Origin of the sequence: Amycolatopsis sp. NPDC059235, from assembly GCF_042754125.1 — a bacterium.
GTDB lineage: Bacteria > Actinomycetota > Actinomycetes > Mycobacteriales > Pseudonocardiaceae > Amycolatopsis > Amycolatopsis albidoflava.
The window spans coordinates 24,619-36,363 of the sequence record NZ_JBHZAG010000047.1 but is presented as its reverse complement, the minus strand read 5'-3'; the positions used below and the strand labels follow the sequence as shown (position 1 = coordinate 36,363).

General features: G+C 70.2%; 8 protein-coding genes. All 8 read right to left on the bottom strand.

The window, feature by feature from the left end; translation table 11 throughout:
- Positions 1-7 precede the first annotated feature (7 nt).
- On the bottom strand, positions 8-238 hold the full coding sequence (locus ACFXI3_RS27230; protein WP_063631965.1) for a type VII secretion protein EccB: 231 nt from the start codon (positions 236-238) through the stop codon (positions 8-10).
- Positions 239-254: 16 nt separating this feature from the next.
- On the bottom strand, positions 255-1,640 hold the full coding sequence (gene eccD / locus ACFXI3_RS27225; protein ID WP_378403204.1) for a type VII secretion integral membrane protein EccD: 1,386 nt from the start codon (positions 1,638-1,640) through the stop codon (positions 255-257).
- Complete coding sequence (eccCa, locus tag ACFXI3_RS27220) at positions 1,637-5,653, bottom strand: type VII secretion protein EccCa (RefSeq protein ID WP_378403202.1); 4,017 nt, start codon at positions 5,651-5,653, stop codon at positions 1,637-1,639. The genes eccD and eccCa overlap by 4 nt, the downstream gene beginning before the upstream one ends.
- The gene (locus ACFXI3_RS27215) at positions 5,650-9,336 is read right to left on the bottom strand and encodes a hypothetical protein (RefSeq protein WP_378403200.1); all 3,687 of its coding nucleotides are present in this window, start codon (positions 9,334-9,336) and stop codon (positions 5,650-5,652) included. Before ACFXI3_RS27215 ends, eccCa begins: the two co-directional genes overlap by 4 nt.
- Positions 9,337-9,402: 66 nt before the next feature.
- On the bottom strand, positions 9,403-9,957 hold the full coding sequence (locus ACFXI3_RS27210; protein WP_344284500.1) for a hypothetical protein: 555 nt from the start codon (positions 9,955-9,957) through the stop codon (positions 9,403-9,405).
- A 44-nt stretch (positions 9,958-10,001) separates the two neighbouring features.
- The gene (locus ACFXI3_RS27205; protein ID WP_116206728.1) at positions 10,002-10,301 is read right to left on the bottom strand and encodes a WXG100 family type VII secretion target; all 300 of its coding nucleotides are present in this window, start codon (positions 10,299-10,301) and stop codon (positions 10,002-10,004) included.
- 31 nt (positions 10,302-10,332) lie between these two features.
- Complete coding sequence (locus ACFXI3_RS27200; protein WP_344284506.1) at positions 10,333-10,671, bottom strand: WXG100 family type VII secretion target; 339 nt, start codon at positions 10,669-10,671, stop codon at positions 10,333-10,335.
- A gap of 416 nt (positions 10,672-11,087) precedes the next feature.
- Entirely contained in the window at positions 11,088-11,636 is a 549-nt protein-coding gene (locus ACFXI3_RS27195) for a DUF1062 domain-containing protein (RefSeq protein ID WP_378403198.1), read from the bottom strand.
- Positions 11,637-11,745: the final 109 nt, after the last annotated feature.

Below are 11,745 nucleotides of genomic sequence, written 5' to 3'. Positions count from 1 at the left end.
CTCCTTCTCAGACTCGGCGGCCGACGGCCGGGGCCGCGCCGGTGTGGTGCGCGATCAGCCCGTACACGAAGAACCCGACCGCGATCAGCAGGCCGAGGACGAGCCCGACCAGCAGGCCGACCCAGGCCCGCCGCGCGGGCACGTCGAGGTGGCTCGCGTCGCCGAGCACCAGCGCCGAGGTCATCCGCCCGATCAGGAACGAATACGCCTCGACGTGGTCCTTCTGCGTCTGCACCATGTCACCCCTCCATCGCTTAGGAAGTGAGCCCGACGGCCCACGCGTAGACGCCGAACAACTGCAGCAGGATCGGGATCATCGCCACCGCGCTCAGCGTTTCCAGCCAGTTGGCCAGGTGCCCCCAGATCGGCAGCAGCCGCCGCGGCGGCGGGCGCAGCATCGCCAGCAGGAGCAGGAAGAACACCAGGCACAACCCGGCGAGACAGGCGCCCCGCCACGGCGTCGGCAACGGCTGGATCAGCGACAGCCCGAGCAGCACCAGGCCGATCGCGCCCGCGGCGGCGAGCGGAACCCGCTGCCACACGCCGAGCAGCGCGCGTGAACGCATCAGCACCGCGGCCGACACCAGCCCGCCCAGGATGGTCGGGAACAGCCCGTGGCCGACCAGGAACGGGAAGCAGCCGACGAAAACGGCGGTGGCGGCAAGGCAGGCGATGGTGAGGTAACCGTCGGCGTATCCGGTCTGGTGCACCATCTGCGCGGCGGGCATCGGCTCGATGTCGTACTGCAGTTCCCCGGCCGAACGCGGCAGCTGCGGGCCGCGGATGCGAGCGAACCGGATGCCGATCCGCGGTGCGAACACCATCAGCGCGACCAGCACGAACGACACCAGCCCGGCCGCCTGCTCGGTGGTGAACCCGGCGCCGAGGTGCAGCCACAGCGAAAGCGCCCCGGCGAGTCCGGTCGCGACCACCGCGCCGAACGGCACGAACGGGACGGCGTGCGACCACGCCGCCCGCCCGCCGAGCACGAGACCGCCGGCCAGCGCGAAGGTCAGGCAGCCGGTCAGAATCGGTGCGCCCTGCAGGTCGAACGCCGGATCGAGCCCGGCCACCGCGACCGCGCCGGCGAGGAACGCGAACGCGCAGCCGCCGAGCCCGAGCAACGTCAGCAGGGCCTTGTCCTCGGAACGCACCCCGGTCGCCACGGCCGCGACGAGCAGCCCGAGCGACAGCACGCCGCCGCCGATCGCGGTCAGCCCGGCCGAACCCGGGTAGAGCAGCACCTTGGCGACCACCGCGAGGGAGAAGATCGCGAACCCGAGGAACAGGCCGCGGTTGAACTCCGGACGCCAGCGGCCGGGGTGCCGGCTCACCGCGGTGGCCATGCCGTCCGCGATGTCGTCGAAATCCAGCTCCGGCAACGGATCCGCGCGAGGGCGCAGGTGGAATTCCTCGCCCTCCTTCCAGTCCAGCGATTCCGGCGTGCCCGAGGCGTCCAGCGGCTCCTCGCCGAGCCGCTGCAGCACCCAGGCGTCGCCGAGGTCCTCGCGACCGCCGGTGTGCTCCAGCAGCACCGGCAGCAGGCTGGTCAGCGGGACGGACATCGGCACCGCCAGATCCGCCCGGCCCTGCGGCCCGTACACGGTGATCCGGCACAGTTCGCCGGTCGACGCGGTCATCGCACGCCCCTTTCGGTCGTCGCGAGCGGGGACCAGCCCTCGCCGGCCCGGTCTTCTTCCGCGATCGCGGTCTGCACGAGCTTCACGCCGCGGCGGGTCACCAGCTGCGCGCGGCCGGCGGGCAGCTGGCGCGGGGCCGCCTCGCCGAGGAACTTGCCCTCCTCCTTGGGGTAGGAGAACACCACGCCCGGGCTGCCGAGCTCCCAGATCCGGCGGACCACCGAATCGCTCAGCGCGCGCATCGCACCCGAGGTGCTGCGGCTGAGGATCAGGTGGAATCCGATGTAGGAACCCTGCGACAGCAACGACAACAGCGGTTCCAGCGGCGAACCCATGCCGCTGGTGAGCAGCTGGTAGTCGTCCACCACGAAGAACAGCCGGGGGCCGGTCCACCAGTCGCGGCGCTTGAGCCGGTCCGCGGTGATGGTCTGGTCCGGTACGCGCGGGGTGAGCGAAACGCTGGCCTGCTGCGCCAATTCCTGCAGCGCTTCGGTGGTGGTCGCGTACCCGACGCGGTATTCCTCGGGCACCTCGACGTCCAGTTGGCGGCTCGGGTCGGCCAGCACGATCTTCGCCTCGCTCGACGAGTACCGCGCCAGCACCGATCGCAGCACCACCCGCAGCAGGTTGGTCTTGCCGGTTTCGTTGTCGCCGAAGGCAAGCAGGTGCGGAGTGGCGGCGAAGTCGTGCCACACCGGCAGCAGCCGCTGCTCGTCCTGGCCGAGGGCGATCCGCAGGTCGCCGTCCGGCGCGGGGAGCTGGGCCATCGGCAGTTTCGCGGGCAGCAGCCGCACCGACGGCGCGGGTGCGCCTGGCCAGAACAGATGCACCTCTTCGGCGACCGCCTTGGCCGCCGCCGCGAGGTCGTCGGTGTTCCCGCTGCCGTCCATCCGCGGCAGTCCGGCGAGGAAGTGCAGGCCGTCCGGGGTCAGGCCGCGGCCCGGCTGGTTCGGCACGGTTTTCGCTTTGCGGGAGCCGATTTCCGACTCCATCGGGTCGCCAAGGCGCAGCTCGAACCGCGTCTGCAGCAGGTCGCGCAGGTACGGGCGGATCTCCGACCAGCGGGTCGCGCCGATCACCACGTGCACCCCGAACGACAGCCCGCGCGAGGCCAGTTCGCCGATCTTCTGCTCGAGGTCGCTGTAGTCGTTCTTGAGGCTGTACCAGCCGTCGACCACCAGGAACACGTCGCCGAACGGGTCCTCGATCCGGCCGCTGCGGCGCAACGCGCGGTAAGCGTCCATGGATTCGATGCCGTGCTCGGAGAACAGCGTTTCGCGGCCTTCCATGACCTGCGAGATTTCCTCGATGGTCCGGACGACGCGGTCGCGTTCGAGCCGGGTGGCGACCGAACCGACGTGCGGCAGCCCGGACAGCGACATGATCCCGCCGCCGCCGAAGTCCAGCCCGTAGAACTGGACCTCCTGCGGCGTGTGCGTCATCGCCAGCGCCAGCACGAGGGTGCGCAGCAGGGTCGACTTGCCGGTCTTCGGCCCGCCGACCACCGCGACGTGCCCGGCCGCCGACGAAAGGTCCGCCGTCAGCAGCTCGCGGACCTGCTCGAACGGCCGGTCGATCATTCCCATCGGCACCCGGAGCTTGCCCCAGTGCGCCGGGTCGGCCACCGCCATGCCGCGCACCGGGTCCGGCGTGACGCTCGGCAGTAGCGAATCGAGGCTCGGCGATTCGGCCAGCGGCGGCAGCCACACCTGCCGGGCCGCCGGGCCCGCGCCGGTCAGCCGGTCGATGAACGCGTCGGCGAGCGTCGGCCCGCCCGGCACGGCGGCTTCCAGAGCGTCCACATCGGACTGCTTCTCGGCCGGTTCCGGCTCGTCGTCGCGGATGATCAGCTTGGCCGGATGGGACTCGGTGCGGAACGGGACGACCTCCCGGCTGGCCCGCGCCGCCGCGACCGCGGAGTTCTCGCCGTTGCCCGCGGGCACCGGACCGGAGACGTAGGCGGCCTTGAACCGCACCAGGTTCGTGGTGTCGATCTTCAGGTAGCCGTTGCCCGGTTCCGGCGGGAGTTCGTATGCGCTGCCTGCGCCGATCACGCTGCGGGACTCCATCGAGGAGAAGGTGCGCAGCGCGATCCGGTACGACAGGTGACCTTCGACGCGGTGGATGCGGCCCTCGTCCAGCCGCTGCGAGGCGAGCAGGAGGTGGACACCGAGGCTGCGGCCCAGGCGTCCGACGGAGACGAACAGCTCCATGAACTCCGGCTTCGCGCTCAGCAGTTCGGAGAACTCGTCCACCACCAGGAACAGCGTCGGCATCGGGGCCAGCTGTTCTCCGGCCGCGCGGGCCTTCTCGTATTCGTACAGCGAGGGGTACCCGCTGGCGCGCAGTTGTTCCTGGCGGCGCACCATTTCGCCGTTGAGCGAGTCCTGCATGCGGTCGACCAGGGGCAGTTCGTCGGCGAGGTTGGTGATCGTCGCCGAGGTGTGCGGCAGCCGGTCCATCCCGAGGAACGTCGCGCCGCCCTTGAAGTCGACGAGCACGAAGTTGAGGATCTCCGATGAATGCGTCGCGGCCAGGCCGAGCACGAGCGTGCGCAGCAGCTCCGACTTGCCGGACCCGGTCGCGCCGATCAGCATCCCGTGCGGGCCCATGCCGCCCTGCGCGGATTCCTTCAGGTCCAGCTCGACGATCTCGCCGTCCTCGGTCACGCCGATCGGCACGGACATCCGGGCCCGTTGCGCCGCGCGCGGACGCCATTGGCCCGGGATGTCGAAGGTGTGCACGTCCTTGATGCCTAGCAACGCGGTCAGCCCGAAGTCGCTTTCCAGCGGCTGGTCGGCGATTTCCAGGGTGCCGCTGGTCCGCTTGGGCGCGAGCAGCCGGGCGAGTCCTTCGGCCTGGGTGACCGACAGCTCGTCGCGGGTCGCGGAACCCACTCCGCTGCCCGCCGGGAACTCGACCAGACCGTCCTTTGTGGTCAGTCGCAGCACCTTGGGGCCGCCGGGGAGCGCGCCGGTGACGTCCAGCAGGACGACGTTTCGCAGGCCCGCGCCGACCAGCCGCGACGACTCCGGGATCGCCGCCAGATGCGCGACGACCACCACGAACGGCTCGGTCGTCGTCGGCCCGACGGTCTTGTCGTGGTCGTCGCGATCGGCGACGTCCGGGCCGAGGAGGTCCATCAGCTCGTCATGGTCGGCGGCGAGCAGTCGGAGCGGGCCGGCGGCGTCACGGAGAGTCGGATGGTTGTTGTGCGGCAACCACTTCACCCAGTCCCACTGCGCCTGCGCGGCTTCGGTGGTGAGCACCGCGAGCCGCAGTTCGTCCGGCGAATGGAAGGCGACGAGCTGCGCGAGCATCGCCCGGACCAGCGCGACGGCCGCTTCCGGATCGCCGTCGAACTCGACGCTGGTGAAGCTCCGGAGCCCCACCGCGGTCGGGATCCCGGACAGCGTGCGGTAGGCCTCGGTGAACCGGCGCAGCGAGATGGCCGACAGCGGTTCGAGGTCCTCGATCGGCTTGGTCACCGGCGGCACCAGCTCCAGTGCCGACTGCTGCGTGCCCAGCCCGATCCGCACCCGCGCGAAGTCCTCGTGGCTGATCCGGCGTTCCCACAGTCGCGGCCCCATCGCCAGCGACCACAGCGAATCCGGGGACGGGTTGTTCCAGGCCACCGCGTGCCGCTGGTCCTCGGCGGTCGAACGGGCCCGTTCGCGGACCTGGCCGATGTAGCGCAGATAGTCCCGCCGCTCGGCCTGCATCTTGCGCTTGCGCTCGGCGGCGGCGCGGGACAGTTGCCCGAGGCTCATCGCGATCATGGACACGCCCATGCCGCCGCCGATGACGTAGGTGAACGGCGAACTGCCCGCGACTCCGGAGAACGCCAGCACCATCACCAGCGACCCGATGGCCATCGGCAGCATCATCAGCAGCGAGTTGAAATCGCGCGCCGCCGGTTCCGCCATTACCGGCGGTTCTTGCAGTTCTTCTTGGCCCTCGGGCATTTCCGGGCCCGCGGCGCGCGGGCCGCGCTTGACGGTTTCCGTGCTCATTCGAGCACCCCCGGGGAGCTGCGCCGGGCCGGCTTGCCCCAGGCCGCGTCGTCCTGCCGCAGCAGGTCGGCCATGGTGCGTTCCTCTTCTTCCTCGGTCTCTTCTTCCGCCGTGTCCGGTTCCGGCTCCAGGGGTTCCGGCGCGTCGCCGCAGGTGGGCAACTCGTCGGGGACGACCTCGGCCGGTCCGCCGCGGACCCGCTGGTAGGTGCCGAGCGCGGGTTCCTCGCCGGCTTGGTTCGGCCGCCACGGCTCGTCGCTGCGCTGGACGAAGTCGGTGGTGATTTCCTCGGGACGGTCTTCTGCCGCTGTGGTGACCGGCAGGAGAGCGGGGAGGAATTCGGCGGTGCCCACGTCCCAGGCCGAGGTGTCCTCGTGGTCGAGGGGCTGGACGACCGCGATGCGGACGAGGTCGTTGTCTTTGCTCGTGGTGGCCCAGCCGGTGTTGGCGGGTGCGTCCACAATGGACGAAGGTGCCCAGGGTTCCTGGACTCCGGTGAGCAGTTCAGCGGAGTCCGGTCGTTGGGGCGTGCTGGTCCCGTTGCTGTTTGAGGGGACGATCGGGATGCCAGCGCCGGTCGCCCAGCCCGCCGAGGCGCTTGGCGGGGTTTCGCCGTGCGGGGCGGGGTTTCCGATGCCTGCCGGTGTGCTCGCGGCCCAGGGTTGCTGGACGTCGCCGAGCAGTCCGGCGGAGTCGGGTCGTTCAGCGGGCGTCCCGTTGGCTGTGCTGCCCGGCGCGCCCGGTGCCGGAGGAGCCCAGCCGGTTGATTCGCTCGGCGGCGTCTCCCCGGACGCGCTCGGGTCGCCGACGCCGCCGGGGAGATCGGCCGTCCACGGTTTCTGGACGTTGCCGAGCAGCCCGGAGGAGTCCGGTCGTTCGGCGGCGGGGGTGTTGAGGCCGCTGCCGCCGCCCATGCCGGCGGGCGGGATCATTGGCGGGGTTCCCGGGGTCGGGAGTTGTTGTTCGTGGTTGGCGACGGGCTCGGGCAGTTTGGGCAGGTCGCTTTCGCCGAGTCCCTTCACCCCGGGGCCGCCCGGCTCACTGCCCGGCCCGCCGACGCCGTTGCCGTTCGCGCCGAGGCCGCCCAGCTCAGTGCCCAGCCCGCCCATGTCGCTGCCGTTCGCGCCACGGCCGCCTAAGCCGTCGCCGGTTCCGCCGCCCGTACCGTCGCCGGTTCCGCTGCTCGCGCCGGGCGGCGGGGCCCACTTGGCCGAGGTGAGCGGGGGCGTTTCGCCGTGCGAGTCGGGGTTGCCGATGCCGTCCGGCGGAGCGCTCACCCACGGCTCTTGGACGTTGCCGAGCAGCCCGGAGGAGTCCGGTCGTTCGGCGGCGGGGGTGTTGAGGCCGCTGCCGCCGCCCATGCCGCCGGGCGGGATCATTGGCGGGGTTCCCGAAGCCGCGAGTTGCTGCTCGTGGTTGCCGAGGGGATCGGGCAGCTTGGGCAGGTCGCTTTCGCCGAGCCCCTTCACCCCGGGGCCGCCCGGCTCACTGCCCGGCCCGCCGACGCCGTTGCCGTTCGCGCCGAGGCTGCCCGGCTCACTGCCCGGCCCGCCCAGGCCGTTGCCGTTCGCGCCAGGGCCGCCCAAGCCGTCACCGGTCCCGCCGGGCGGCGGGGCCCACTTGGCCGAGTGCAGCGGTGGCGTGTCGCCGTGAGCATCGGGGTTGCCGACGCCGTCCGGCGGAGGGCTGATCCACGGTTTCTTGATGTTGCCGAGCAGCCCTGACGAATCCGGACGTTCCGCGGCAGGCGTGTTCATTCCGCTGCCGCCGCCCATGCCGCCTGGCGGCACCATCGGCGGAGTCCCGCCACCGGGAACCTGCTCGTGGTTCCCGACCGGATTCGGCAGCTTCGGCAGATCGCTCTCGCCGAGGCCCTTGATCGCGCCCGGACCGCCGACGCCGTTGCCGCTCGCGCCCGGGCCGCCCAAACCATCGCCGGTTCCGCCGCTCGCGCCGGGCGGCGGGGCCCACTTGGCCGAGGTGAGCGGGGGTGTTTCGCCGTGAGCGTCCGGGTTGCCGATGCCGGCGGGCGGAGGGCTGATCCACGGCTTTTTGATGTTGCCGAGCAGCCCGGACGAATCCGGTCGCTCCGCGGACGGCGTGTTCAGCCCGCCGCCACCGCCCATGCCGCCGGGCGGCATCATCGGGATGCCGCTGCCGCCCGGGTTCTGGTTGCCCGGCGGGTTGCTGAGGCCCGGCGGCAGGTGCGCCGGGTTGAGCGCGTTGTTCGCCAGGTTGCCGCCGGAATCTCCCGGGGGCGGCGGAATCGACGCGGGGTTCACATGCCCGGACCCACCCGAACTTCCCGGCGGGGCGGGGACGGACGGCGGGTTCACGTGCCCGGACCCGCCCGAGCTGCCCGGCGGGGCGGGGATCGACGGCGGGTTGACGTGGCCGGACAGGTTGTTGCCGGAAGCTCCGGGCGGAGGCGGGATCGACGGAGACTTGAGGTTGTTCCCTCCCGAAACATCACCAGGCGGCGGGGAAACCTTAGGCGGCTTCACGCTGCCGGAATCGCCCGGCGGCGCCGGGATCGACGGCGGGTTGACCTGCGAACCCGGTGGCTTCTGCAGGTTCGGCGACTTGTTCCCGCCCACCCCGTCAGGCGGCGGCGGAATGGAAGCAGCGGTAATCGGAGGCGGCGTGCCGTTGCCCCCGGGACCCTTGAGGTCGCCCGGCGGCGGTGACACGAGGGCGTTCTTCAACGGCGGCGGCACGTTGCTCCCGCCCGGACCGTTAGGACCGTTGACCCCGTTGGGCGGCGGCGGAATCGCGGCCTTGTTCACCGGCGGAGGAGCACCGTTGCCACCGCCCGGAGGCGGAGACACAGGCGGCGGTTTCGGAGCAGGCGGCGGCTGCGTCACCGGTGGCGGCGGCGGGGAGGCAGGCGGCGGGGGAGGAGTCACCGGCGGCGGAGGCGGCGGAGGAGTGGGCGGCGGCGGAGGAGGCGGCGGTGGCGGGGGAGGCTTGGGCGTGTTGCCGTCACCTCCGCCAGGTGTCGGGGGCGGGGTCGTCTTGCCCGCGTTGACATGCACGGTGTTGTACTTCTGCGCGAGCTGCCCGCCGACCTTGCGCATGTCGTTGGTCATCATCTCGACGGCCTCGGGGAACTGCGAGATGTACGCGCGCCCGTCGCTGAGGTGGTATTTGCTGCCCTGGGCGAGGACCTGGCTGGCGTAATAGCTGTCGATGTAGCGGATCGTGTCCTGCGCCCACTTGAGATACGCCGCGGAATTGACGAGGTTGTTCGGCACATTGTTCGACCCGCCGCCGTCGCCGATCCGGTCCGCCAGATCGGAGAACTTGTTGCCCAGCGCGGTCATCATGTCCTTGAACTTCGTCGCGGCGTCGCCCTTCCACGGACCGTCCGGTCCGGCGAGGGCGGCGGTCTGGTCCTGAATGGACTGAGCGACCATCGCGAGGTTCTGCTGCGTCTCCTGAAACACCCCGGCCGCGTCCTGAAGCGACTGCCAGTTGACGTTGCCGTAGGCCTTGTCCCGGTTGTCCTGGCCGCCCGACAGCGAACCGCCGCCGAGGATCGCCGCTTCGATCTGCTTCCACGTCAGGCCGTCGAAATCCTTCGACGGGTCACCAGTGCTGTTCTGGTTGCCGGTCTGCGTGGTGTCCGGCCAGACCCCGTTGTCGTCCGAGGTGAACCCGTGGGTGTTGTTGTCGTCCGCCATCTTCCCTCGATCGCTTCGAACCTGAGAGACCCCGGCGAGAACCGGGAAAGACCGCCGCCCGTCCGGTCAGGGTTTCTGACCGGCGCCGGTGATGTGGCCGCTGACTGTGTTGAAGTACTGGTTGTAGTCGTCGGCCGACATCTTGTTGACCTCGTCGGCGTTGTCGTACGCCTTCGAGGCCTTGTTCACCGCGTCCGCCACCTCGTCGAGCGCTTTGCAGAGGTCGTGGATCGCGGTGCGGGTGGTGTCCCGCAGCGAGTTCGCGCCCTGGATCGGCGTGAAGATCTTGTTCTGCGCCGTCAGGAACACACCGGGCTTGAGCTGGACGCCGTCGAGTTTCGCCGGCAAATCCTTCAGCGGCCCGTCCGCGAGCGACTGCAGGTTCTTCGCGAACGTGCGCATCGCCTCGGTGTTGACCGCGGTGACGCCCTTGCCCGGATGCTCGGAACCGCCCGGCACCGGCGGCGGCTTGCCGACGTCGCCCGGCGGGATCCACTCGTTCTTCACATCCGGCGGAGCCTGGTCGCCCGGACTGTGGAACTTGCCGTCGTCCGAGGTCTTCTGATGATGGTTCGACGAATCGTTGTTCATCCCGTAGTTCGTGTCACCTGGCGCGACCATGGCCGGTCACCCTCCTTTCAGGTCAGTTGCGGCGGGCGGCGGCGTCAGTTCGAGGCGAACCGCTTGGCGTTGTTGCCCTCGGTGTTCGAGGTGCCCTCGTTGATCTGGCCGAGGGTCTGCGCGGCGGCGTCGAGCGCCTGCGGCAGCGTGAGCGCCGCCTGGTGGCAGTAGTTGTAGGTCTCGTGGAACATGTCCGCCGCGACACCGGTCCAGTTTTCGCGCTGGCCCTCGATGACCGCCTTCATCTGGTCCAGCAGTTCGGTGATCTGGTTCGACTGCTGCTTCGCCTGCCCGACGGTGTCCTGCATGGTCGCGAAGCTGATCTGGAACTGGCCCAAAGCCATGGGAAGCGTCCTTTCGTGGGAAGGAAGGGGATCAGAAGCCCTGCAGGCCGCCGCCGCCGATGACCGTCGCGGCGTTGTTGGCGGTGGAGGTGTTGTCCGAGTCCCGGCTGTCGTACTCGCTCGCCGAGGTCTGCACGTTCTGCGAAAGCTCGTCCAGCTTCTGCACGATCTTGCGGACCGTCTGGTCGAACTGGCCCATGGCCTGGTTGAACACGTTCGCCGAGTCCGAGCGCCAGGTGCCGAACAGCGTCTGCATGGTGCCGTCGACCTTCTGGTTCACCCCGGTGATGTTCTGCCCGGTGTCGCTGATCGTCTGCGCGCCCTTGCGCATGACGCTGGTGTCGACGCGGGCGCCGTCCTGCGAAGCCATGCTTTCTCCTCTGGTCGGGTTCTCCGGATATGACGGACTGGCATGCCAGACCGCCGACGTCGCCGCGGATGCCCTTCGTTCGGCCGATACGACAGAGCACGGGGAGACTGCGGACTTACGGTAAGCGCCGGTCTACGGGTTGTCGCCGCGTTGTTCCCTTCTGAACACCAGTGCGCGGACGGCGGGGCAAGCGGCTCCTCCACCTGGGGGGCGCTGAGCTGCGGCAACGCTTTCCGCGCGATCCGGTTACGCACGAGTGCCCGTTCAGGCAGCGCTGTTGCCCGGGTTCGCGGTTCGCGCTCATGCGAGCGGAAGTCGAGAGTGGACCCTGCTGTGTCCGTTGTGGACAGACAGCTGTCCGTGAGGGGAACCCTGAAGGACTCTGAGTCCCTCAGGGTTCCCCTCACGGACTCGGCTCAGTACTTGAGCGTGAAGGCGAAGTCGCCGGAGAGCTTGCCGCTCAGCCGGACTCCCGACACGACCTTCCCCTCGGCGAGCAGTCGCTCGACCTCGGCTCGGGCGAGGCCGCAGCCTTCAGCGATCAGCCGCACCGGCCGGACCGGGATCCGGGCCGCGAAGCCGACCGAGACGTCGATCGCGTCCTGGCCCAAGTGGTCCGAACCACCGGTGTCGAGCCGCCAGGCGCCGTCCCAGTCGAGCGCGACGCGGTTGCGCCGTTGCAGGACCGGATCCTGGAGAAGCTCGGCGGCGAGGCTGGGATCGTTGTGGTGCAAGCGATCCAGCAGAACCGGGCGGACCGAGCGCACCTTCGTCCGTTCGAACACGGTGAGTTTCGCCGTTTCCCCGCAGCCGGTGCAGAGCACGAGGAGCCAGGCGTCGATGAGTTTGTGGTTGGCGTTGACCCGGAACTTGCCGTCGGCCCGGAAACTTCCGGACGCGCAGGTGTGGCAGCGGCGCCGGACGAGCGGCAGGCAAGTGGGCAGGACTGTCCAGTGATAGAGCACAGGAGTACACCGATTCCAGTGAGAATTCCGCAGCACGAAGTAGCGCGGCGCAAAACGCGGCGCGCGACGGGATCAGAGCTTGGGATGCCTCACGCGATGTACAACGGCA